We start from the raw sequence: 21,395 nt of genomic DNA, 5'->3' as shown, positions 1-21,395 counted from the left end.
CTCACCCCTTCCCGAAGAATGCATAGATATCTTCCTGTGTAGCCTGAATCGGATATTCCTCTTGGTCATTCCCGCGTTCTATCAGCATGTCATAAACCATTCCCATTGACATCTGCGCCAGGTCCTCCGTATGAAGCCCCAGCTGAGCGCACCGCAGCATAAAAATAGCCCCGGTGCTTTCACGCACCGTAGGCCTCATTTTTTTTTAGAAATTGCCGTGGTTCTGTTCGTTCCTTCCCACAGTTCCAGAATCTGCGGAAGGACTTCATAGATGGAAAACATCTCAAAGCCCTGCAGCCATTCATCCGGATCGTCCGGGATATTGGCATCTGCATGCTTTGCCATCAACCAGGCCGTGTTTTCGAACACGGTCAAATCCATTACTGTCAGCTGAGCTTCCTTTTTTTCATCTTCCGAAGCGTCTCCCATGTCCTTCGTCACAGCTTCAAAATTTTTCTTCAGCTGCGCCAGATCGCGAATCATGTCTCTTCCGAATTTGAATCGGTATAACCGCGGGATGAGGGCCGAAGCCCTCATTTTCACTTCTTTTCCATCAACTGTGATCGTTCTCTCCATCCTTTATACCTCCCGCTCAAACACCTTCGTAAACCATCCTGTCTTGGTCTCCGCCGGAGTGTCTGCTGTCGTTCTGGCCAGGACTCTGCCGTCTTCCAGCGGCGCTGCAGAAATAGACGCACTCTGTGTCTGCGGCGTCTTGGATTCTGTATTGGTCGTACTACCAACGCCCGGACGCGCCGCTGTACAGTTATAGAGACAGTAATACTGGTTATCCTTGTCTCCATCAATCTGATACAGTAATGCAAAAGAACTGGGTTCTACATTGGCATTCTCAACCAGAACCTTATCTGTATCCCCCAGTTCCATCTTCCATACTTCCTGCTGCATCTTATCCGGGAATCTTGCCATTTCCAGTGTTCCGGTATATCCGTTATTTGCCACAGAATTATAGAAAATAACGCCGTCTGCATAAAACGGGGTCACATCACCACTCGGATCCAGAGTCAATGTCACGGCCCCGGGAACCTTCACCGGTGTGCTCCATTCGGGGGTATCACCCGGTGTCAGGATCGCATAATGCACATTCTTCAGATTGAACTGAACTTTGTTCTCTTTATTGCTCATACTCTTTACACCTCAATTTCATACGCTATCTGATAGCATTTTTCTGAATCAATATAACTTTCTGTCTTGTTCCATACAAATTCGGACAGTGCTACCTCCACACTCTCCTCCGCCTGCAAATCTTTTCCCCGTGTATACAGTTCAATCTGAATCTGCAGTGCCTTGTCATAAACTACGCCATCTGCAGCAAAATTATCGCTTCCCGTTACCAGGTAGCAGATAAATGGCAGCGGCGGAGCTTCATTTTCCGGGAACGAATAATACGCAACCGGAAAGCCGGTCTGTTCCAGTTTTTCCTTCAATTCCTGTAATTCCATTATTTTTTCACCGCCACCTTTGCTTTGTTTTCAAGCGCAACCGCCGCTTTCTGCTCTGCCGGAAGAATATGTGCGAAGCCCGGTACACGTCCGCCATTGACCTTCGCATGACCAAATTCCAGCAAATGCGCCAGCCGATATTCCTTTGGATTATGAATCACAAAACGGATATCCTCCTTGCTCTCAAATGCCTTCTTTGCCTTCCAGCCCCGCTTGTAGGCCCCGCTCTTTTTTCCTTTCCTGACCGGTGCTTTCTGCTTAATATCTGCAAGGCATTGTTCGGTCACTTCCGTCACAGCTTCTTTGAGCTCATCCGTCACTTCCTGGCTATATGCCAACAGTTCATCCATCACCGCATCTGCCAGCTGATCTGCCTTTACTTTCATGCGCCTGCTTTTACCTCCAGGTATAATTCCATCGTGTCATTTCTGGCCTGATAAGTCCGATACACAGCATATCTGCGTCCGGCAATCTCCACAATTTCCTCTCCCTGGTAATCAGGCTGAAACATGCTCAGCTTGTATTCCGCGGTAATTCCATTCCGGCCGGCTTCCAGCTTTTCACTTCCGCTTATGCTCCCGATACTGCAAAACACTTCTCTTTTGGTTTCACTCGCAATACGCTGACCAATAGCATCTTCTTTATAAGTTTTTCCTATCAGAACCGCTATCTCTGATCTATCCATCTGATTCACCCCAGTCGGTATAGCCTGTTGCCATCATAAGCTGTGCCTTCTGTTCATCATAGGATTTCTTCAGTCTGTCATATTCATCCGGAGCTCCGAAGTTGGTTTTGCAGTATGTAATGACAGCACGTACAATCAACGGATCGTCCTCCTGCTGCTGGCTGGCACCTGCCAACGCAAGGTCAGACAGCGCCGCAGCAATCAGTCCTTCAATCTCACTGTCGAATGCATCTGTCTTGATCCGCAGCGCCAGCTTTACCTTGTTCAGCATGCTTTACCTCCTACGCTGTTTTCTTCGGAATCTTTACAAAGACAAATCCGTCCTGCACAACTACGTCGCCGCCGAGCTCCACGTCGCCACGGATGGTATCCATGAGCTTATCAAACGCGAAGTCCTCAGACACAGCAATCTCATAATCACTGAACAGATCCAGCTCAAAACACTTCGGATTTCCATAACACATGGTCAGTACATCCTCACCGGAGCTTGCCTGCTGCGCGGTTCCGGAGCAAGCAGTCAGGTTATTATTCAGGCAGTATCTGACAGACAGTCCACCATCCTTAATGATTCCGGTATTCGGATTCTCCGGATCCGGATTAATCTCATACACTGCTTTCTTCTCATTGGTTCCGCGGATGTCTCCAAACGCAATCAAATCATTCTTGTTCAGAAACAACACCGCATTTCCAATGACAGACTCATCACCGCCATAATTCAGGGTGATTTTACGCAGTGTCTTCTCATCAATCACGCCTTTTCCGCCAGTCACTGTCGCATCGATTGTGGTATTCAGTGCGGAAGCTTTCATAGCCTCGATAATCAACGCAGAAGTCTTTTTTCTCAGAGAGCCAACCGCATGTTCCTGCACCTTTCCGGCATAGTTCAGCGGACTCTGCTTCTTGGCCTGCTTGGAGATCTGTGCCAATACCGCCACCGATGTTGGCGCAATATCAATATATCCAAACTCACCTTCTTTTGTAGTTGCACTCTGACCTTCTGTCTGCGCATCGGCCGCTTCCGCCTCTTTCTTCTCGTAGGCAACACGGTTCTTTCCCATACCGCCGCAATCTACGATAGAGACCATATCCACGATACTGGAATACTTTGCTCCCTGCTTATCGTTGATACCGGACACTTCGGTCGGCGTCGCAAGCTTACCGCCGGATACCAAGAGTGCTCTTGTCTCCTCCACCTTCACCGACATACGATGAGTCTTTACAAACTCATTCGCCCGGACGGTTCTGGCATCTTCCTTCATCGGGTTTTCTCTCTGCTCCCCTGCGCCCTCGGCCACAGCCTGCGCAATTCCTTTTCTGCGCTCTTCCTTCTCAAAAACCTGCATTCTCTCAGAGATCGCAGCTGCCTCCTGCTCCAGAGCATCCAGATCCGCATCCGGCTTCTCCAGCTCGGTACGGATTTCCGCTCTCCGGGCTCTCAACTCCTCTACTGTCATTTCTTCGATTTTCTTCATGGTTATACCTCCATCATAATTTTAATTTTTTTGATTCTATTTGCCCTTTCCAGTCTCTCCGCTTTGATTTTCTCGATCACTCCGTCAGAAAATCTTCGGGCACTAATTGACGTCATGTCGTTGGCCGGAAGGCTCACCGCGCTGACATCAAAAAGTTTCTTTACCTTCGTGATGGTTCGGGTACATGTTTCCACATCATTTTCATAATCCATCACATATTCCTTTTTGTCCTCGCCTACTGTAAATCCAAAGGACATCTTGTCCGTGTACCCGCCTTTAATCTCTTCATACAGCTGTTTACCAATCTCCGTGCCACCAAGGTTTGCTCTGATTTTCAGACCTTTGTCATCCACAGACAGTTCCAGGGTTCCATTCTTATTTCTTGCGAATACCCGGCCCTCATGGTCATACTGCATAATCACGTCTGACATATCACACTCATCAAAAGCATGTGAGTCAATCTGTTCGATGATTTTGTAATATCGGCCATCATATAAGGTATAAGGTTCATTAAAAGTTGTCGCATACCCTTCTACCAGAAGCTTTCCTTCGTCTGATTCCCGAATTTCCATCTGCATGGCGCGATATTCACGGCCAGCTTCCATTTTCTCCATATTTTTCTTATTCTGCTCCACTTGTCAGATCGTCTCCTTTCTTCTGTACCGAGCCATCTACTCCCAACAGGTAATATTCTCCGCGAATCGTGTAGGCCTGTCCCTGTCCGTTTGGAAGCGGTGGCAGGTTCCAGATCTCCCGAATTTCATCCCGGTTCATGATGCCGCGGTCTGCCATCTGGGCCGACACGTTCAGCTTGTCCTTATTTGACATATACTGCAGCCGGTTGGCTGTGGCCATCACCAAAGAGCCCGCTGCGCGTTCCCGGTCTGTAAAAAGCATTTTGTTCGCCACTTCTGAAAACTGGATAGCAAATGCCTCCGATACGCCCTCGTAGAATGCAGACCAGGAATCTCCATATGCTTTGTTCTGCAGGATATCCTCATTCACTCCGAAGTAATTAAATACATTCTGCTGAATGATTTTCTTCTGCTCTGCATCCACCACATAAGGCGTAGACTTAATTTGCTGAATATCCGTGTAGGTGTTCGGAAAGAGCAGCACCCCGCCCTCTCCCTTCAGATTTTCTTTTGAAAACCGCTGTCTCTCCTTGGCCAAATCGGTATCTTTGGCGAAATTATTGACGCGAGCCATGAACCGGAATGTCGCCGAGTTCTTTACTGCCTCGCCAATCCCCTGGTTCTGCACATCAATTAATTCCATGGTCTGACGCAGCGCTGCATTACTCTCTCCGAAGAAATCACTGTGATACTGGAACTTGGTCATAATTCCACAGCTCTGCATTTCGATTGCCGCAGTCTCACCATTTCGGAAACGGTACCGGAGCCATGGAACTCCAGCGTACTGCACAATCTCGCACATGGATGGCACCAGCGGATAAATTCCTACTGTCTCACCGAATTCATCCAACACCGGTGTGATAAAGGCCGTGTTCTGAATATCCAGTATGGTAGAAAGCCGGTACATAAACTGGCTCCAGGTCTGCCATTCATTCGGCCCTGTCCGCAGCCGTGTCTGCAATTTCGGTTTTGCGCTACCCTGAATCTGTACGGACAGCTTGCTCACATGTGTAGCCCGTACATGAATCGCCGCCCTGACCAGTTCATTCTCGTACACTTCTCCGCCCCAGGAAGTAAATACCGGCGTATAACCGTCGAATGTGGTGAAGTATCCCTGTCCGCTCCCCTGCGGCGCTCGCATTTTTCCAAATATTTTTGTTAAAAGTCCCATGTTTATTCCTCATTTCTCAGCTGTTCACCAATATCTGCGTACCATTTCTGGCGCACCGTCATAGCATCCAAAAGCGCTGCTGTTCCATCCACATGCTCATACTGCCCCAGCTTCACCAGCTTGCTTCTGCCGCTCTCCGCCTCTGTTTTCAAAGCCGCATTCAGCAGATGTATTTTCAGTAAATCATTATCCCCTATCCGGAATACTCCATCTTTAACCGTACCCTCCGTCTCTCTGATTACCGGTGTCAGGTTATATCCCTGAAACACATCATCCATGTGGAATCCGTACTGCTTCATATCCTGAACCAAATACTGGGCCGTATACCGGTCATATCCTACCTGTAACGGATAGATCTGGTAGTCTTCTACCAAATGGCAAAACCAGGTATAACAGTCACGATAATCAATAAAATTGTCCCCGGACAGCTGCAGCAATCCCCGTTGCACATACGCAGAGTAGGGAAGGCCGTCCCTTGCCGTCGCTTCCTCTATCTTTTCAGCCGGCATAAAGAACTTTGCAAATACATACAGTAGCCTCTCTTTTTCAATCACAACCAGGCAGGCCGTCAGGTCTGTAGTTCTGGACAGATCGATGCCGCCCACGCAGTAGCTGTTCCGGAAGTCCTCCAGATCCAGATGTTCTCCTGAAATCTTCTCTATATCCTGCGTCGCTAGCCATGCCTGAGAACTGTTCTGTTTGATGTTGCAGTACTTCGTCAGGAACTCTGCTTTCTTTGACAGGCTTCCTTCGGCAATCGCAATCTCTTCCAACAGGTAGTCCACCGACACTGACACACCCAAGTTCGGATTGCTTTTCCGCAGTTCATTGATGTCGTTCCATTTCTGGATATCATCAATCATGTACAAAAAAGGAGCCAGACGCTTTTCTCTGGAATCCCCCAGTAAAAAGCGTGTGCTCCTCTTGATTAATTCATCATAAATCCCTTCATTCTCATATCCGGAAGTGGATATGGACACAATCAGTGGCTGTTTTCTGGCTCCAAGCGCCGACTTCATAACCTCGTACTGCTTCAAGCCCTGAACTCCCGGCCAGGACGCAATCTCATCGCAAATGGTAAGATGTGGATTAAAACCATCTGATTTCTTAGCGTTGAAAGCAATTTTCTTCACGGAGCTGTTGGTGCTCTCAATGTAATAGTCCGACTTTCTCTTTTTCGTGATTGCCATCAATTCAGGCTCTGCCTCAATTGTCTGCCAGAATGCTGAATATACCAGATCCGCCTGGTCCAGCTTTGGAGCTACACAGAACACCTTTGCACCATATTCTCCATCTGTGTAAACGCAGCACTCCATGATTCCGGATGCAAGCAGTGTCTTTCCATTTTTACGCCCCTCTACAATCAGAACCTCTCGAAATACCCGGATTTCTTTTTCATCTACGATTCCGAAAATAACCGATATAGTTGCCTTCTGCCACAGTTCCAGCTTCAGCAAATCATTTCTTCCCTCTGAATGATGACAAAAGTTTTCGATAAACCGGATAGCCTTATTTGCCCTTTTCTGGTTAAAATAAAAGGACTGATTTTCCAGCCCTTTTATAATATATTCATAAAAAAGTTTTATCCATTTCCCGACTACGATAGAGCCATCCTGTATGCCCTGGTAATATTCCAGTATAAAATTATTCATCCGCCAACAGCTCCTGCAGCTTTCCCTTCGGTACCGGTTCTTTTCCAAAGGTCTTGATGATATCCAACATCACTGCCATGGTCTTGTTTGCGCTATCCGCATGCTTTGGAAGTTCTCTCACAAGCGGATGGGCACAGATGTTTTCACGGCCCTTCACATATTCCTTGGAAGATACGAGGCCTCCATCCTCTTTGATCTGCTTTTCTATCTTGCATATCACATTGCGTTGTATCATAAACTGCTTGGCCGCCGCGATAAACAATTCATTTTCATCCACCTGATATCTACGAGCCATTTCCATCAAACTGTTATAAGTTATCGTTTTTCCTGCCATGTCGGGCCTCCTTTCCAAAAAAATTCCTGCGCACCCCGGAGAGGAAAATCAACCTCCACTGCCCGGTCTCCATAAAGCTATTTTCACCCGTGCATAAGGGGGGCTATCTGCCGTCCCTTGTCTTTACAAATCCGTATTCATCAACGCTGTATCGTTTTATTTTCTCGCCGTGCTTTTCCGCATGACATTCCCGGCATACCAGCCGCAGGTTATCCCAGTTCAAAGTTACCATTGGATCATGGATGTTCTCCGGTGTAATCTCAATAACATGATGTACAATCTCTCCCGCCTTATATATTCCCTGTTCCAAACAATCCTCGCAAAGCCAGTTGACGCTCTTTGCATATTCATTGCGACAGTGCTGCCAAGCTTTCGACTTGTAAAAACTCTTTGCATATTCTTTTGCCATTTCATATATTTCCCTTGACCAGCACGTTAAAACGTGCTATAATATAATTACATTAAAGGAAAGGAGGAAAGCGAATGAATTCCGAGATAAGCGAGATAATCAAAGACCTTTCGGAAGCCGCTCTTGCAATCGTCACCGCCATCTGCCTGATAGTCAAGACGTTCAAGAACAAATCCAAAAGGTCTAAGAAAAAGAAGAAGTAGGAATGGGGCTTCGGCCCCTTCCTCTTCTCTCTCATTATACCACATTCATTCGTTTTGTAACTATGAAAATATATCGTGTTGTATTATTGGTTCTGTTTGTTCTCTTCCTCGTTGAAGGGTTCCGTGGTGAATTTTACTCACCTACCGTTTTTGATTTCATCAAATGGATTGCCTGGCTCCTTGCCACCGTCCTCTACATTCTCTGCAAGAGGAGGAATCACTCATGCGATTAAAAGAACTGCGCCTGCAGAAAGGTCTGTCTGTTCCCCAGCTTGTGGAGCTGTCCGGCGTGCCCCGGCGTACCATTCAGGATATTGAGAAGAATGATAACTGTAAACTCGACACTGCCATCAAGCTGGCCGACGTTCTGGAAGTCTCGCTGGATGAGCTGGCAGGGCGAACTTTTCCGTAGTAGAATGAGCGGCAGTAGGTTTTATCTCCTGCTGCCGCTCGGCCATCATTTTATCTCTTTAATTACCTTTACCCCATGCCACTTTTATGCTTAAAGCCTCAATCAGCATAAATGCTGCTCTCCATGCTCGCTGATGGTATTTATCCCAATCCTCTTTATCCAACATATTCCCACATTTGTCATGGATAATTGCATGAGAAAGCTCATAAGCTAATTCAAAAATAACCTGATTCATCGAAAGATTGTTTTTTATTGCAATTTTGTCATCTTTCAACCTGCTCTTGTATCCCTGTAACGTTGCTGACTGGACTTTTATCCCTCTACATTCCGCCAACTCCATCAGTTCCCGGAACACGCGGATAGGATTATCTATTTCCAAGAGCTCCTTTTCTTCTGGCTTTGTACTTGTCAGAATAGACTTTTCTTCTTTTATTCTGAAATAGAAATCTACCAGGTAATCATATACCTGCCATGCTTTGTCCGTATTTAAAGACTTGGCATGGAGCAGAGCACCTTTTTCCGTCCAAAGATACAGATGCGATGTTCTTGACTTGACCACTTCGATTTTTTCTAACTGGTTCTTAAATGCTCTTAATTCATCGCCTGAAAGAGATATGTAGTGTTTGCCTTCAATGAACCGCTGTCTGTTATTTTTAAAATTTTGGCTTATCTGGATCTCTTTAACCTCATAGGATTCTGCAATCTGGTGCGTGGTGAGAACCCGGATACCTTTTATTTCCACTACCCGTGGTAACTGCATAAATAAGTCCTCCTTTCAAATTTGGTTCTTGAAAGAAGTCACCATCTGCATTATAATATTTACAGAAGATAACTTCTTCCCTTATAGAGATTCAAACTACTTTGGCTGGTGGGTGAATCTCTATTTTTTTATCTTGGCATAGACTTCCCTGATTCCATCTCTTATCACATCTGCTTTAGATTTTCCTGTTGCTTTGCAACAATACTCTAAAATCTCTATATCTTCATCCGACATCCTTATCCTGGTATCATGTCTTTTAGGTGAATCAGTTGGTCTACCTGTTCTTGGTGACATCCCTACCCTCCTTTCTTTTGGTTACACATAAATAATATCATTTGGTAACACAAAAGTCAAGAGTTTTTTCGAGGAGGTCCGGCGGTCTGGGTTTCAACCGCCGGAAAATGGCATACAGAAAGCACCGGTCAGCTTCAGGTCTTTTCCTGGCTGCCCGGTGCTTTGATATCTGGAGAGGTTTGGTAAGGTGTAATCAGACACCGGAGCCTTGGGCCTTGCTGGCTATGGGAACCCGCTTGGCCCTCTGGCTCATTCTTATTATAAAACGAACAAAACGAACTGAACGAACAATTTTATTATTTTATCGAATTTTTTTCCAGATATCTGTCTCTCAATACAATCCTCACATAATCAGGACGCCCGGAATGCCCGGTTTTATCAGCAATTTTGACCCAGGACAGATTTTCAAAATATCTGAGCTGAAATACTAATCTGATTTCTGTATCTTCAATTTTCTCGATCCAGTCCTCAATTTCCCGAATTTGACGAACTCGCTTGTCAAGTCTCTTTTTTCGATTTTCATACTTTTTTTCATCAAATCCAACCACACTTTGAGGTTTTGGATATCCGGAACGATAATCAAACACCGTATCATTCCCCAGTCCGGCGTCTGTATTCTTCATTTCCTCCAGTTCTGTCTCCAGGAGCTTTATCTCCTGCTTATATCTTATGTACCCATTTAGTTCTTTCCGTGTCATTGCTCACACCCCTCTCATTAAGTGAACGGCAGCTCCTCATCGATTCCGTCCGGAATATTCATGAAGCCGTCTGCATTCGGCTCCCCGAATCCTGCTGCCGATGTGCCCGGACTGTCTGCTGTCTCTCCTGCTGCCTTTTTGGACTCCGCGAACTCATGCTCCTCCACCACCACATCCGTGGTATACACTTTCTGTCCTTCCCGGTTTGTATAGCTTCCGGTCTGGATCCGGCCAACAACAGCTACCTTTGTGCCCTTCACCAGATACTTCTCTACAAATTCCCCATTCTTTCCGAAGGCTACACAGTTAATAAAATCTGCCGTCTGCTCCCCTTCCCGTTTATACCGCCTGTCCACCGCCAGCGCATACCGTGCCACACACATGGGCTCTGTCCCCTGCGTATATCTTATATCCGGATCGCGGGTCAAACGCCCTATCAGTATTACTTTGTTCATCTACGCTTCCTCCTCTTTCCATCTTTCCTTTTCTTTGACAACATCATTGCCACTTCCACCTGCACGTCCGGCCCTGCCTCTGCCTGATGCTGTGCTTTCATTTTCAAAATATTCTGTGTCGTTATATCTAACAAGTTATATAAAGATTTGTTTACACTTGTTATGGCCTCAGCTGCTTCATGGAACGTCCGTTGCAATTCATACAACTGCTTTCTCACTGTCGGCGGATTATGTCCATACACTTTTTTATACTTTTTCTTTGCCTGCCGTCTATTCATCAATTTCCACCCCTCTCTCCTTCAATGACTGGATCCAGAACTGCTGTACCTCTTTGGTACAATGCTCCATTGCATCCTCCCAGGTTGGCCATCTTCCATGCTCGTCATAAAATTTATACTGATATGTAAGACTTTGAAGGTTGTGAGGTTGAGCCGGATCATGTTTCACCGCACACATGGGGCAAGTGCCTTCAGGTGTCTTTCTAATCAGCACCATCCCATATCTTTCTTTCAAAAAACCGCCCTCTGGTTTTACAGCTTCCCTCTTTTTAATTTCTTCCAAGTCAAATGGCTTCCCCCATGGCTGATAAACATGTTCCTTCAATTCTTTCTCTGTGATCCGGTCCTCTCTTCTATACCGAAGCACCTTGATAGCTTTTTCCACGTCTCTGCTACAACAGTCGTTCCATAGCTGATATGCCCTGCTGCCTGTCAGTCCAGTCTCTGCAAGCATGAGGAGCGCTTCATACCCTCCTTTCTCAAATAACTCAAAACAAAACTGCATACATCCAGGATTGCCCTTAGAAATATTTATTATTGTCTGCTCAACACTTTTCATAAGATTCTCCTCCCTATACAATCCGATTAAACCGGTTTTTAAAATGCTCTGACCATTGTGCTGTTCTCTCATCCGCTTCTGCACATGCTCTCTCTTGCTCATCAAACTCATGCGCCGCTCCCAACTCCACACCAATGACCGGATAGGCCAGTTCTGTAAGCATTACCAGGCCGGTGACATTATATTTTTTTCGTGCCTGCGGCCGGACAGCTATCACAACGACATCCTGTTCCTCCGGAAACTTGTCCAGGAACCTTTTCATTTCTTTTACTGTCATCTCTGCAACTCCTTTAAAAATTCTACCAGCTCCGTCTCACTATTCGGGAATCTGTTATACTGTTCATGCACAGTCCATTTATTTGCACCAGCCGTGTCTTTCGGAGCTCCTATCAGATGCAGGTAACTGCTTTCATGCATTCTTCCGCAGATTTTCTGTTCATACGTCTCTGCTATCAGGCAGGCGCCGTTCTGAAAATCGTATTTGTAATATTTTGCTCCAATGTGCTTGTCCTCGTACCAGAGCCCCCACTCCTTATAGTTCCGCAGCCATTCCTTGCGCTGTTCGTTATTCTTCAGTATCGGGAGTTCCGGCTGTACTGGTTCTTCTGCAGGTATTTCAGCATTCTCCAAGTCACACACTGCAGCTGCCAGAGCACTCACCACAAGTTTCTGTTGCCTTGTGTGCCTATCCTCTGCTCCTATAGTCTTCAAAGCGATACCAAGTAATCTCTTTTCCCGCTCCAGTTTATCTTTCAGGATATCCAGATCGGACAGTTCCTCTTCCGCCATGCTCGACGTCGAGCACTCTTCTGTCTCTTCCTCCTGCTGCACTTCCCGGCATTCTCCCTCGATGATTGGCGGCTTCGGCTTTTCATAATCTTTCGGAAGCCATTCCGGATGTTCTTCGATGGAATCCTGTCCGGGAATCTGCTCCTCCGGCTCTTCTTCCGGTTCTTCGCTCGACGTCGAGCATCCTTCCGGTTCAGCCCTGGCCTGCTGTATTTCTGCTCTGATATCTTCAAAAGCTACTTCGTTCCACATTTCCTGAATAGCATTGGCCAGATAGGATGGCTCGATATTTCCCAGGCACCCGTCATGTTCCTCCCTCAGCTGTACGTAATCCTCAAATAACTCTGCTTGATATGTACCGTTTTTTCCTGAAAACCAAATACACCTTCTGTCTCCAAGCATTTCCCACAAAGCTCGATAACTTTTCCTCACATTTGATACTCTAGCTTGAAAATCATTCAGCATCCAATCTTCATATGTGCGAATCAGCTTTCTGGCCAATTCGTCCAGGATATCCCGTTCTTCTTCCGTCGGCTTCCTTCCCTGCCTCAGTTCTGGCTTGGGCTCCAGTGCTTCCACAGGCTCTTCTACCGGCTTCCGGATATTCCGGATATCTTTCACCGTCATTTCCGGCCGAACGTCCTCCAGCTGCTCATCTGTCAGATACAGCATTTCCTGGAGCTGGCTCTTGCCATATTTCCGGAAGGACTCTTCCAGAGCAGGACTATCGCCACCCTCGGAAAACTTCTCGTTGATCTTCATACAATGATCTGCCGTCTGCCTGGCCATACCAAACTCTCCTGCTGCCATCTCGTGGATAGAGGCATAACCACCGTCCTTGTACAGCTCCGCTTCCCTGGCCTTCCGGAGATAATAGCCAATTGCCACATAGTTCTCGGCCATGTTCAACTGCTTCTCCTGGATGAGTTGGCAGATACTCTGGAATGTAATTTTTATCTCATTCATTTTCCCATCTCCCCAGACTTTTTTATCGTTTCCCGCATATCCACTAACTGACCACAAAAACCGCATCGTTTATACTCTGTCATATTTCCTTTCCATGTAGGACCACATGGATTTTTACACCTCGGGCACTTATATACGTCCACTGTCTTATCTCCCAGGACCTTTACTTTCCAGACTATCGCTTTTTCAGGACGATCTATGCCATCATTACGAAGCGCCTTTATTCGCTTTTCTTCTAATACCTGTACATTTCGCACATGAGCATCTGCTATCTCGGCATTCATAAGCTCCATATCGGCACATGCCTGGACATATCCTCTCTTTTTTTCACTTTTTCGTATAACCTCCTCTTCCGTCTTGCTACCCAGAATATCTGCATCCATATCGGCAAGTTTGCCGTACATGACTGTCCTATACTTTGCTAAGTCACCTTTTTTGCCCTGTTTCTTCATTTTCTCACTCTCCTCAACTTCTCTTCCCACTCCAGCTTTACAATCTGCAGAGATGCCACAGTTGAGATATCGCCTTCCATTTCTTCAATATCTTCCTGTGGCAGTATTCCAAAATCTTCGCACGCCTTCAGATACCCTATATACCTCTGGCCAAACTTCGTTGCTTCCTCTATCGTTTTGCTGTGGCACAATGCCAACATGATTTGGGATAACGTACAATACGCTGTTCCCATGTTGTTATGCTTCATAACCTCCTGCTCCGTCATTCTTCAGCCCTCCTCATCTATTGACAAACTGCTTTTCCAACTCTTTCATGTCATATTCCCGCTCCTTGAAGTTATGGAACCGATTCGGCGGAGCTCCTGCTGCCGTCCGGCCTGCTGCTTTATCCTTAGATACCGCCCTGGCCTGCTCCATGTCCTTCTGGTTCCTCCCAAGCCAGCCATTGATGAACCTCAGCGCATTCTTTCGAGATGGACGCTTCTCCGGATTACTTTTAGACCATTCCTGCATCTGCAAAAGATGTGATTTTACATCAATATCCGGATACACCGTCCGGAAGCGCTGCTCCTGTTCTACCGTTACCTGATATTCCGTGCCATCAGCCAGGAACACCCGGCCTATTATATTATTTACACTGTGTATATTTGATGATGATGGTAGATCAGATCTGTTATTTATCTTTTTATTATTATTAAAAATATGATCTGTAGATCTTTTAAGATCATCATCATCATTATTTAATTTATATATATAATTTACTTTATTAGCCCGCCTTGTTGACCTGTTTACCCCTGATTCCTTAAAAAAGGGTGACTTTAACAAACCCTTGCATTTATCACATTTCTGCAAAAGCCAATAATCTTCTATAATTTTTCCGACTTCACCGCCGGAAGCCATATAGAACTGTATTTGTATATCACTGCTCGTAAGGATTCCCCACCTGTCAAACAGCATCTTGTCAAAAACACCAATTTGCAAGCAGAGATTAACCGTCTCCTCGACGGCCCCGGCACCAATACAGCAGCACATCTCACGCGTAATAGATACACCGTCAGCACAGCACCAATCGCAGTAATACCCTTTTTCACGGAAAATCTTCTGGCAGATGTACATGTAGATATAAAATCCCTTCGTACCCTGCACAGCCAGGAGCTTCCGGATCTTCTCGTTTTCGAAAAGATCCACAGGCCAAGCAACGGACTCAAGTCCCTGTCCGGCCATATCTTACCCCCCTATAAATACTTTTTCAATAAATCCCTGGAGCTTGTCTTCCGAACCGGTTCCGGCTTACTTAAGCCGCCAAACAGGTCGATATCCTCTGACAGCTTATTCACCGTCACGGCCTTGGCGCTCTCCAGGATAGCGCTCTGGTTCTCTTTCACCTTGTCGCGGATCTCCAGAATCCGGGTGAACGGATAGCTGAGACCACTTAAGCAGCACACCGTAGCCGGTGCATCGTAGGTCTGGAAGGCGTCCAGCACTACGCCGAACTCCCGCTCCAGAGCCTCCGTCTGGATGTCTCCTGCTGCCGAGAGGGCTATGTACCGAATAGCCTTGTCCTGCTCATAAGGTGCAAAGATACTCTTGTGGAGACTGTCAATCAGCTTCGCCGTGGTGCTTTCCTGCTTCACAAGCTTCTGGATCACCGCCGCCCCGCTGGTAGTCAGCATTTCCTTGACCTCTGCCCGGTCGATATTGCCCCGGACACTGGTGTGCTCCGGTACCTTCAGGAAACTCTCAAAGAGCTCCACGAATACCTCATTGATCCGGAGCTTGTTCGGCCTGGTGTCATTGTCCAGGAAGAACGTGGCAGCCATATCCTGTATATCCGCCAGCTCCTTGGCGCACTCATAGGCGTTGCAGTGAGCCTTGACGGTCTCCGTATGTCCCGGAAGAACTACCACTGCTCCGGCCTGCTTGGCACATTCCTGCTGCAGGAGCTCCACCATCAGCGGCCCCATACCGGAACCGGTACCGCCTCCGGATGAAAATATCACAAAAACGATCTTCTGCCGGATTACGTCCTGCACCTGACGCAGCACTTCATCCACGTTGGCCGCCAGCAGCTTCTTGGCCTTGTTCCTGTCCTTATTGCAGCCCTCGCCCCCTTTCAGGTGATATTTATGCAATGAATTGGAAAGCAGGTTCAGATCCTCTTCCGACGTATTCAGGAAGAATACATCATGTCCCCGCTTCTCCAGGAGCGCCCCTATGTTCCCACCAGCTTGTCCTATCGCCACAAATCCAATCTCCTTTACCATCCTCGTTTCCTCCGTTTTTAATAGATTCTAATGCCTGTTTCCCTTCCTCGGTTATGTAGTAGGACTTGCTGTTTCCTACTGAAAGCCCCAGCTTCAGATAGCCGTAGGCCCGCAGCGTTTCCGCCGCTTTGTAAAATGAATTGTAGGTGTATCCCATCGCTTTCAGGGATTCCTGCATTTCCTTCAGCGTCATGGCATTGACATTGTTGGTTGCTTCATCCTGCACCAGGCAGGATAAAATGATGAAATGTGTCCGGCTTAACTGCATCCCGCTCACCTCGCTTTCTGATTTCCTCTTAATTTCTCTTATTTCCTCTTAAAAGGTCTTATTTTCTCTTAATCTCTCTTACCACACAACAGGAATCTTTTATCCCGGTTCCCCTCCTTCTCGTTTTCTACATTCTCCCATCGCCCGGCTGGCTATCTCCATCAGCTTGCCTTTCAGCTTTCCAGACATCTCCTGAAGGACGATAAACGCCCATTGGTAGTTATCCATTGTATAGTCGCCTTTACAAACCGCCTCACTGACTGCCAGCAGTACGCTATCCATCTTCTCCGCCATAAGCTGTGTATCTTCCAGTTCCATCGCCTTTTCCCATTCCGACATTTCTTCATTCCTCCTTGTAGTGTGCATATTGTTCACTCTTTTTTCTTTTTATTATAGTGTACAATATGTTCACTGTCAAGTTAGTTTTACGGAGGTGTTCATATGTTCGGTCAAAGATTAAATGCTACCCGCAAATCCAAAGGTTTCACAGCCAAAGCTATGGCCGATGAGCTCCAGATAGCTTTGCGCTCATACCGCATGTATGAAAGCGGAGACCGTTTCCCTTCTCTGGATATGCTTGTCAAAATAGCAGATACCTTGGATGTTCCTACTGACTATCTGCTCTGCAGGGATAGCTTTATGAATTCTCGCGGAGTATCCGCTGATGGATTCCCGTTAAATCTTCCAACTCGTCCCACAGAGTGACATCACCAGTTCTTTCTCCAGCTTCTATATTTTTATAATACCGGAGACTGATATCCAGCTTCTCCGCCATCTGCTGCTGTGTCAGGCCCGCCCTCATGCGGGCTTCTTTCAGTTGCTTTCGCATCCTGCTGCCCTCTATTTCCTCTTATCTTCTCTTTCACCTATATCTTCTCTTAATTCCTGCGACAGTTTCTTTAACTGCTGAAAATGGTCTCTCATAACCCACCCATACCGATTTCTGCTCCTGATGCTATCACTTTCAAGATATAAACAGATCGAGCAGAGAGTTTCCAGCACTTCAACATACATTCTTTTTTTCCAAGTAAGAAATCTTTTTATTCTAAACATCTATTCCTCCTTCTCTCTGGAAACAGCTACGCAATGAACGTATGCTTTTCCCATTCACTCCGGGCCCGCTTCTTCGACCGTCCAATATAGCATTTCAGCGTCGTGGACGCGTCTGCATGGCCCATCAGCTCCTGGATGATGTCTACCGGACAGCCCCGCTCCACCAACCGGGTAGCGAAGGTGCGGCGGAACACGTGTACCGTACCCTTTGCATTGACCCCTGCTGCCTTGCAGACCTTCTTTGTAATCTTCTCTATAGCCGCTCCCTTGAGTCTGCGGGGTTCGCCTGCATATTTCCTCTCTGACACGAACAAAGCCGGATTTTCGTCCGTTCTGGCAGCCAGATACATACCCAGATACCTTCTGGCATACTGGTCAAGGTAAACCGTTCGGAATTTCCCTTTCCGTGATTTTTCGCCGCGGAAGGTAATGCTTCCTTGAATCATGTCCACGTTCACGCGGTTCATGCTCACAGCTTCGCCCACTCTGACGCCCGTAGACAGCAGAAACGCTATCAGCGCCCTGTCCCGCAGGCTCCCCTGGACGTCCCGGATTGCAATTTCCTCATCCATCGAAAAAAATACAATCTCCGTATCCTCGCCCCGGATTCCCTTGATCGCCTTGACCGGATTTTTCTGAATCAGTCCTTCATCATGGAGCCAGGTAAACACCGAAGACAGGTTCCGCTTCTCATTTACGAGCGTATTCGGCCCTATCTGCCCGCTCCGGATGGCCAGGTAATACTTGATATCATCCTTGGAAATATGACGGTATCCCTTCCCAGACAAAGCGAAGAACCGCCTGGCCGTCAGCAGATACTGCTCAATGGTCGCGTCCTGGCATCCTTCCAGTTTCTTATTCGCTGCAAAAGACTGCAGTACATAATCGGTTCCATCCAGCTCCGTCGAGAGTTCTGTACACTCCCGCTCGATTGCCATACCGTGGAGCGCTCCCCGGATAGCTCCCTCCAGCATCTGAAGCTGCATGATCGTGATGACTGGTGCCATGGCCTTAATTACATCATTGATAACCATTTCCTTCGTATTCACTTTTCAATCCCCCTTGCAAAACCCCTGAGCCTGTTACCTCCTCATTTCCTCCGGGACCTCATACCCGGCTTCTTTCAGTTCCAACGAACAGAAGCACTGGCTTCGTCCAGTCCTTGTATGCCTGCAATGAACAAAATATTTATAAATCCTGACTACTTCCCACTTCGCATACTCCACAAGCGTCCTCTTCCAGCCGTCCTGCTCGTATGTCGGGAAGTAAAGTATATCCCCTGGTTTCATCGGTGTCCTCCTCCTCTTTCACATCTGCCCGCCGGATACCATACACATGGTACATCCGGAAGAACTCCAGGTTTCCCTTCTGGTGGGCGATACTGTGGTGCTTCCGGCACAGGGCGATTACCTCATTTCCGGAATCATCATAATGCCGCCGGTCCCGGCCCATGCCGATGGCGTCCACATGATGGATATCTGCAGGGGCTCCGCAGATACAACACTTCCTGTTCCGGATACAGCTGCACAGGTAATGATAGATATCGTCTGTCCTGTCCAGCCCCGTTTCCCGGAGCGGCACCCCGTTCTCCAGGCAGAAGTCCAGGAGCACGTTCAGGAAGCTTCTGGCCGTATCCATCTCACAGGTGGAAAGGCTGAACAGCTCCCCGCCGGTCCGCTCGATGTAGTAATATTTCATTCGGGCCTTACATTCTTCCGGAAGATAGCCTGTCCAGGCCGCCAGGTCATTCAGCGTGGCGTATATCTTCTTCCGCTGGTCTATGCTGATCCGCCGGCCGTCAAAGACGGTGAGCTCCGCTCTCCTGCTGCACTTGCGCTGCAGAAGCTTCCAGAGCTCCGTCCCGTCCGCTGCGGCTATGAATTCCGTCTTCCCGTTCACCACCCGGGCTTTGCTGATGTCTATCTCCATGCCCTTCCTCCTGGCATTTACAATGCTCCCCGGGATCCAGATGCGCACCACAAAAAGCACATGTCTTAAAATAGCTCATGCAGTGGCTTCCTCTTTGGCCTTCTTCGCCCGCTCCCGGTATACCGCTGCCATAAATTTGGCGGTGGCATACTTGAAGTCATTAAACCGTTTTTCCCGTTCCTCGTCCGTCAGAATAGGGCGGAACACCTTCACGGTATAGTTCGGCTCTTTGTACTCTGCCACCATTTCATATGTATCCTGGCATTTTCCCTTTTTCACGGTATCGCCTCCTTCTTTTCTATCCTATGCCTACCGGCCTGTACTTGTTACCTGCAGTGCGCACTGCGATGGAGCTTCCGGGAATTGAACCCGGCGGGCCTTCGGGGGATAGGCCCATCCCAAACCATTGGCAGCTCCGTAATGCTCCCCCGCTGCATCTCTTTTTATTCAACACCATACTTCCTCATCAGAAGATAGTAATCACTTCTCGGGATGAGATGCGCCTGGTACATCATCTCGATAGCCCCTATGGCCCGCTCCCTGTACCGCGCATCCCCTTCCTCTTCCTGCTTACGCTGCAGCTCCTTTAGGTAGTGCAGCAGCGTCTTTTCGACTCTCACAGCCAGCCCATGCTCCTTCCTATATCCGCAATCAGTACCCAGCCGCACAGTGGCCCAAATACGCAGACTCCTGTCAGCAATACCTCCGCGAAAAATTTCACGAAAAACATTACCTCTCTGAACTTGTCCCCCGATTTCATTGTTCTACATTTCCTCCTGTTCTTTTTCTATTTCTTCAAACGCTCTTCGCGTCATTTCACTGAGTTTTCTCTTTATACCGTCGGTGATATCCGCCAGTGCTGCCAATGCTCCGCGATACTCTTCCAACGAATAACTTCCAGCATACATGGCTTCACTGATGGTCAGCAGTACGCTGTCAGCTTTCACAGCCATCGTCTCTACTTCTTCCAGCTCGTTGGCTTTTTCCCATGGTGTCATTCTCTGTTTCCCTCCTTTTATTACATACGAACTGTATGTATCTTCTTGATTATCATACTAGTACAATTTGTATGTAATGTCAATATCTTTTGGAGGTACTACATCATGTTTAATAAACGGCTTCGCGCTATCCGTATGAAACGTAAATACACTCAGCAATACATGGCTGACGCCCTGGGTGTCTCCCTAAATGCCTACCAGAAATATGAGCAGGCAGAGCGTTCTCCTTCTCTTGACTGCCTGGTTCAGATAGCGGATATCCTATCTGTACCGACGGATATTCTTCTCTGCAGAGATGATTTTCTCAAATCTCTCGGAGTATCCGTTGATGAATACCAGTAATATCCTCAAGCCTGTCCCAAATGGTAAAATCCCCGGTCCGCTCACCGGCTTCTATCTTTTGGTAATACACAAGAGAAATATCCAGCTTCTCCGCCATCTGCTGCTGTGTCAGGCCCGCTCTCATGCGGGCTTCTTTCAGTTGCTTCCGCATCCTGCTGCCTCACCTTCTTCCTCTACCGATGAACCGCCAGAACCCATACAGCAGCGCATCCGGTTCACCCGTCCTGCTCCCGGAACTTCTTCATCTCCGCTCTTTTCTTTCTCTGGTAAAACCCTGACGCTATGCTGGCCGTCGTCGTCCCCAGTTCTTCAGCAATGGCTTTATTCGGCCACCCTGCATTCCGCAGCGCTTCGGCCTTGTCCCAGTCAATCTTTACAGGCGGCATTTTATCTGCAGACTTTTTACTCGGTGTCTTTTTCTCTGTGACTTTTTCCACCGGTTCCAGTTCTTCCGTATCGTCCACTGGCGGATAATCGACCGCGACCGCGAACCGCAGATTCAGGAACCCTGACACGCTCGTCTTCGCCAGCAGCTCCTGGCTCATCTGGCTAAACCGATATACCGGCCGCCCATCTGCAAGAGCATTCATGGCCTCCAGCGGACTTATCTCTTTAAATCCCACTCTTTTTCCTCCCTTCCTGTTAATCTCGATTTCCGGAACCAATCTCTCCGGATAATTTTCTTCATTCTTCCTTTTCCTTTCGTTCTATGCTATTCTTTTATTACAAGCTCCCCTGCAAACACCAGTACATAAAGAAAGGGTTTAACATATGTTGAATAAATTTTTTGAATCTCCATACTTTCCCATAATCTCTGATTATGCCAAGATACTTATTCCTTCCTTTTTAACGTATCT

40 protein-coding genes are annotated in these 21,395 nt (G+C 47.4%); 4 read left to right on the top strand and 36 right to left on the bottom strand.

What is annotated here, in order from left to right:
• Window position 1: 1 nt before the first annotated feature.
• From OCV63_RS10260 to OCV63_RS10200, 13 genes are all read right to left on the bottom strand, one after another.
• Window positions 2–187, bottom strand: a complete 186-nt coding sequence (locus OCV63_RS10260; protein WP_262670789.1) for a hypothetical protein — start codon at window positions 185–187, stop codon at window positions 2–4.
• 8 nt (window positions 188–195) lie between these two features.
• Window positions 196–576, bottom strand: coding sequence for a hypothetical protein (locus OCV63_RS10255; protein ID WP_158363731.1), 381 nt, complete (start codon window positions 574–576; stop codon window positions 196–198).
• Between the two features lie 3 nt (window positions 577–579).
• Window positions 580–1,143 carry a major tail protein gene (locus tag OCV63_RS10250; protein WP_158363730.1) on the bottom strand — a complete coding sequence of 188 codons (564 nt, stop codon included), beginning with the start codon at window positions 1,141–1,143 and terminating at the stop codon, window positions 580–582.
• Between the two features lie 5 nt (window positions 1,144–1,148).
• Window positions 1,149–1,460, bottom strand: a complete 312-nt coding sequence (locus tag OCV63_RS10245; protein WP_158363729.1) for a hypothetical protein — start codon at window positions 1,458–1,460, stop codon at window positions 1,149–1,151.
• Complete coding sequence (locus OCV63_RS10240; protein ID WP_158363728.1) at window positions 1,460–1,846, bottom strand: HK97 gp10 family phage protein; 387 nt, start codon at window positions 1,844–1,846, stop codon at window positions 1,460–1,462. The genes OCV63_RS10245 and OCV63_RS10240 overlap by 1 nt, the downstream gene beginning before the upstream one ends.
• Window positions 1,843–2,145 (bottom strand): phage head closure protein, encoded by a 303-nt coding sequence (locus OCV63_RS10235; protein ID WP_158363727.1) that lies wholly within the window; start codon window positions 2,143–2,145, stop codon window positions 1,843–1,845. The genes OCV63_RS10240 and OCV63_RS10235 overlap by 4 nt, the downstream gene beginning before the upstream one ends.
• Entirely contained in the window at window positions 2,138–2,416 is a 279-nt protein-coding gene (locus OCV63_RS10230) for a head-tail connector protein (RefSeq protein WP_158363726.1), read from the bottom strand. Before OCV63_RS10230 ends, OCV63_RS10235 begins: the two co-directional genes overlap by 8 nt.
• A gap of 10 nt (window positions 2,417–2,426) precedes the next feature.
• Window positions 2,427–3,617, bottom strand: coding sequence for a phage major capsid protein (locus tag OCV63_RS10225; protein ID WP_158363725.1), 1,191 nt, complete (start codon window positions 3,615–3,617; stop codon window positions 2,427–2,429).
• 2 nt (window positions 3,618–3,619) lie between these two features.
• Window positions 3,620–4,252 (bottom strand): HK97 family phage prohead protease, encoded by a 633-nt coding sequence (locus tag OCV63_RS10220; protein WP_262670788.1) that lies wholly within the window; start codon window positions 4,250–4,252, stop codon window positions 3,620–3,622.
• Window positions 4,239–5,423, bottom strand: a complete 1,185-nt coding sequence (locus OCV63_RS10215; RefSeq protein ID WP_158363724.1) for a phage portal protein — start codon at window positions 5,421–5,423, stop codon at window positions 4,239–4,241. The genes OCV63_RS10220 and OCV63_RS10215 overlap by 14 nt, the downstream gene beginning before the upstream one ends.
• 2 nt (window positions 5,424–5,425) lie before the next feature.
• Window positions 5,426–7,075, bottom strand: a complete 1,650-nt coding sequence (locus OCV63_RS10210) for a terminase large subunit (RefSeq protein ID WP_158363723.1) — start codon at window positions 7,073–7,075, stop codon at window positions 5,426–5,428.
• Window positions 7,068–7,409 (bottom strand): hypothetical protein, encoded by a 342-nt coding sequence (locus tag OCV63_RS10205; RefSeq protein WP_158363722.1) that lies wholly within the window; start codon window positions 7,407–7,409, stop codon window positions 7,068–7,070. The genes OCV63_RS10210 and OCV63_RS10205 overlap by 8 nt, the downstream gene beginning before the upstream one ends.
• Before the next feature lie 103 nt (window positions 7,410–7,512).
• Complete coding sequence (locus tag OCV63_RS10200; protein ID WP_158363721.1) at window positions 7,513–7,818, bottom strand: HNH endonuclease; 306 nt, start codon at window positions 7,816–7,818, stop codon at window positions 7,513–7,515.
• A 74-nt stretch (window positions 7,819–7,892) separates the two neighbouring features.
• Here OCV63_RS10200 and OCV63_RS10195 point away from each other — a divergent pair, with 74 nt between their 5' ends.
• Both OCV63_RS10195 and OCV63_RS10190 read left to right on the top strand, forming a co-directional pair.
• A complete protein-coding gene (locus OCV63_RS10195) occupies window positions 7,893–8,021 on the top strand; it encodes a hypothetical protein (protein ID WP_262670787.1) in 129 nt (42 codons plus the stop codon).
• Between the two features lie 223 nt (window positions 8,022–8,244).
• On the top strand, window positions 8,245–8,433 hold the full coding sequence (locus OCV63_RS10190) for a helix-turn-helix transcriptional regulator (protein WP_158363720.1): 189 nt from the start codon (window positions 8,245–8,247) through the stop codon (window positions 8,431–8,433).
• A gap of 58 nt (window positions 8,434–8,491) precedes the next feature.
• On the opposite strand, the gene OCV63_RS10185 is transcribed toward OCV63_RS10190, so the two are convergent.
• From OCV63_RS10185 to OCV63_RS10120, 14 genes are all read right to left on the bottom strand, one after another.
• A complete protein-coding gene (locus tag OCV63_RS10185) occupies window positions 8,492–9,193 on the bottom strand; it encodes an ORF6N domain-containing protein (protein WP_158363719.1) in 702 nt (233 codons plus the stop codon).
• Window positions 9,194–9,313: 120 nt separating this feature from the next.
• On the bottom strand, window positions 9,314–9,487 hold the full coding sequence (locus OCV63_RS10180; RefSeq protein WP_158363718.1) for a ribbon-helix-helix domain-containing protein: 174 nt from the start codon (window positions 9,485–9,487) through the stop codon (window positions 9,314–9,316).
• 296 nt (window positions 9,488–9,783) lie between these two features.
• Window positions 9,784–10,185, bottom strand: coding sequence for a hypothetical protein (locus OCV63_RS10175; RefSeq protein ID WP_158363717.1), 402 nt, complete (start codon window positions 10,183–10,185; stop codon window positions 9,784–9,786).
• 17 nt (window positions 10,186–10,202) lie between these two features.
• The gene (locus OCV63_RS10170; RefSeq protein ID WP_158363716.1) at window positions 10,203–10,640 is read right to left on the bottom strand and encodes a single-stranded DNA-binding protein; all 438 of its coding nucleotides are present in this window, start codon (window positions 10,638–10,640) and stop codon (window positions 10,203–10,205) included.
• Window positions 10,637–10,918, bottom strand: a complete 282-nt coding sequence (locus tag OCV63_RS10165) for a hypothetical protein (RefSeq protein ID WP_158363715.1) — start codon at window positions 10,916–10,918, stop codon at window positions 10,637–10,639. Before OCV63_RS10165 ends, OCV63_RS10170 begins: the two co-directional genes overlap by 4 nt.
• Window positions 10,911–11,477, bottom strand: a complete 567-nt coding sequence (locus OCV63_RS10160) for a hypothetical protein (RefSeq protein ID WP_262670786.1) — start codon at window positions 11,475–11,477, stop codon at window positions 10,911–10,913. Before OCV63_RS10160 ends, OCV63_RS10165 begins: the two co-directional genes overlap by 8 nt.
• 13 nt (window positions 11,478–11,490) lie before the next feature.
• Window positions 11,491–11,754: a hypothetical protein gene (locus OCV63_RS10155; protein WP_158363714.1), complete on the bottom strand. Its 264-nt coding sequence runs from the start codon at window positions 11,752–11,754 to the stop codon at window positions 11,491–11,493.
• Window positions 11,751–13,232, bottom strand: a complete 1,482-nt coding sequence (locus tag OCV63_RS10150; RefSeq protein ID WP_158363713.1) for a hypothetical protein — start codon at window positions 13,230–13,232, stop codon at window positions 11,751–11,753. Before OCV63_RS10150 ends, OCV63_RS10155 begins: the two co-directional genes overlap by 4 nt.
• Window positions 13,229–13,684, bottom strand: a complete 456-nt coding sequence (locus tag OCV63_RS10145) for a hypothetical protein (protein WP_158363712.1) — start codon at window positions 13,682–13,684, stop codon at window positions 13,229–13,231. The genes OCV63_RS10150 and OCV63_RS10145 overlap by 4 nt, the downstream gene beginning before the upstream one ends.
• On the bottom strand, window positions 13,681–13,950 hold the full coding sequence (locus OCV63_RS10140) for a hypothetical protein (RefSeq protein ID WP_158363711.1): 270 nt from the start codon (window positions 13,948–13,950) through the stop codon (window positions 13,681–13,683). Before OCV63_RS10140 ends, OCV63_RS10145 begins: the two co-directional genes overlap by 4 nt.
• 13 nt (window positions 13,951–13,963) lie before the next feature.
• Window positions 13,964–14,908, bottom strand: a complete 945-nt coding sequence (locus tag OCV63_RS10135) for a DUF4373 domain-containing protein (RefSeq protein ID WP_158363710.1) — start codon at window positions 14,906–14,908, stop codon at window positions 13,964–13,966.
• Window positions 14,909–14,919: 11 nt separating this feature from the next.
• Complete coding sequence (locus tag OCV63_RS10130; RefSeq protein WP_262670785.1) at window positions 14,920–15,927, bottom strand: tubulin-like doman-containing protein; 1,008 nt, start codon at window positions 15,925–15,927, stop codon at window positions 14,920–14,922.
• Window positions 15,869–16,216, bottom strand: a complete 348-nt coding sequence (locus OCV63_RS10125; RefSeq protein WP_158363708.1) for a hypothetical protein — start codon at window positions 16,214–16,216, stop codon at window positions 15,869–15,871. Before OCV63_RS10125 ends, OCV63_RS10130 begins: the two co-directional genes overlap by 59 nt.
• 99 nt (window positions 16,217–16,315) lie before the next feature.
• Window positions 16,316–16,555, bottom strand: a complete 240-nt coding sequence (locus tag OCV63_RS10120; RefSeq protein ID WP_158363707.1) for a hypothetical protein — start codon at window positions 16,553–16,555, stop codon at window positions 16,316–16,318.
• Between the two features lie 102 nt (window positions 16,556–16,657).
• Here OCV63_RS10120 and OCV63_RS17630 point away from each other — a divergent pair, with 102 nt between their 5' ends.
• On the top strand, window positions 16,658–16,921 hold the full coding sequence (locus OCV63_RS17630) for a helix-turn-helix domain-containing protein (protein WP_158363706.1): 264 nt from the start codon (window positions 16,658–16,660) through the stop codon (window positions 16,919–16,921).
• Here the strand turns inward: OCV63_RS17630 and OCV63_RS10115 are convergent.
• The 7 genes from OCV63_RS10115 to OCV63_RS10085 form a co-directional block, all read right to left on the bottom strand.
• On the bottom strand, window positions 16,854–17,045 hold the full coding sequence (locus tag OCV63_RS10115) for a helix-turn-helix transcriptional regulator (protein WP_158363705.1): 192 nt from the start codon (window positions 17,043–17,045) through the stop codon (window positions 16,854–16,856). The genes OCV63_RS17630 and OCV63_RS10115 overlap by 68 nt on opposite strands.
• An 11-nt stretch (window positions 17,046–17,056) precedes the next feature.
• On the bottom strand, window positions 17,057–17,269 hold the full coding sequence (locus OCV63_RS10110) for a hypothetical protein (protein ID WP_158363704.1): 213 nt from the start codon (window positions 17,267–17,269) through the stop codon (window positions 17,057–17,059).
• Window positions 17,270–17,295: 26 nt separating this feature from the next.
• A complete protein-coding gene (locus tag OCV63_RS10105; protein ID WP_158363703.1) occupies window positions 17,296–18,318 on the bottom strand; it encodes a tyrosine-type recombinase/integrase in 1,023 nt (340 codons plus the stop codon).
• Window positions 18,319–18,457: 139 nt separating this feature from the next.
• Window positions 18,458–19,198 carry a putative HNHc nuclease gene (locus OCV63_RS10100; RefSeq protein ID WP_158363702.1) on the bottom strand — a complete coding sequence of 247 codons (741 nt, stop codon included), beginning with the start codon at window positions 19,196–19,198 and terminating at the stop codon, window positions 18,458–18,460.
• 75 nt (window positions 19,199–19,273) lie between these two features.
• On the bottom strand, window positions 19,274–19,477 hold the full coding sequence (locus OCV63_RS10095) for a hypothetical protein (protein ID WP_158363701.1): 204 nt from the start codon (window positions 19,475–19,477) through the stop codon (window positions 19,274–19,276).
• Window positions 19,478–19,641: 164 nt separating this feature from the next.
• A complete protein-coding gene (locus tag OCV63_RS10090) occupies window positions 19,642–19,818 on the bottom strand; it encodes a hypothetical protein (RefSeq protein ID WP_262670784.1) in 177 nt (58 codons plus the stop codon).
• 144 nt (window positions 19,819–19,962) lie between these two features.
• The gene (locus OCV63_RS10085; RefSeq protein WP_262670783.1) at window positions 19,963–20,196 is read right to left on the bottom strand and encodes a hypothetical protein; all 234 of its coding nucleotides are present in this window, start codon (window positions 20,194–20,196) and stop codon (window positions 19,963–19,965) included.
• 105 nt (window positions 20,197–20,301) lie between these two features.
• Here OCV63_RS10085 and OCV63_RS10080 point away from each other — a divergent pair, with 105 nt between their 5' ends.
• The gene (locus OCV63_RS10080) at window positions 20,302–20,538 is read left to right on the top strand and encodes a helix-turn-helix domain-containing protein (protein ID WP_262670782.1); all 237 of its coding nucleotides are present in this window, start codon (window positions 20,302–20,304) and stop codon (window positions 20,536–20,538) included.
• On the opposite strand, the gene OCV63_RS10075 is transcribed toward OCV63_RS10080, so the two are convergent.
• Together OCV63_RS10075 and OCV63_RS10070 are read right to left on the bottom strand one after the other, a co-directional pair.
• A complete protein-coding gene (locus tag OCV63_RS10075; RefSeq protein WP_416862026.1) occupies window positions 20,501–20,635 on the bottom strand; it encodes a hypothetical protein in 135 nt (44 codons plus the stop codon). The genes OCV63_RS10080 and OCV63_RS10075 overlap by 38 nt on opposite strands.
• A 118-nt stretch (window positions 20,636–20,753) precedes the next feature.
• Window positions 20,754–21,161 carry a hypothetical protein gene (locus OCV63_RS10070; RefSeq protein ID WP_158363698.1) on the bottom strand — a complete coding sequence of 136 codons (408 nt, stop codon included), beginning with the start codon at window positions 21,159–21,161 and terminating at the stop codon, window positions 20,754–20,756.
• Window positions 21,162–21,395 lie beyond the last annotated feature (234 nt).

Origin of the sequence: Laedolimicola ammoniilytica (assembly GCF_025567165.1) — a bacterium.
Lineage (GTDB): Bacteria > Bacillota > Clostridia > Lachnospirales > Lachnospiraceae > Laedolimicola > Laedolimicola ammoniilytica.
The sequence above is the reverse complement of the archived record's forward strand: the minus strand, read 5'-3'. Positions and strand labels throughout refer to the sequence as shown.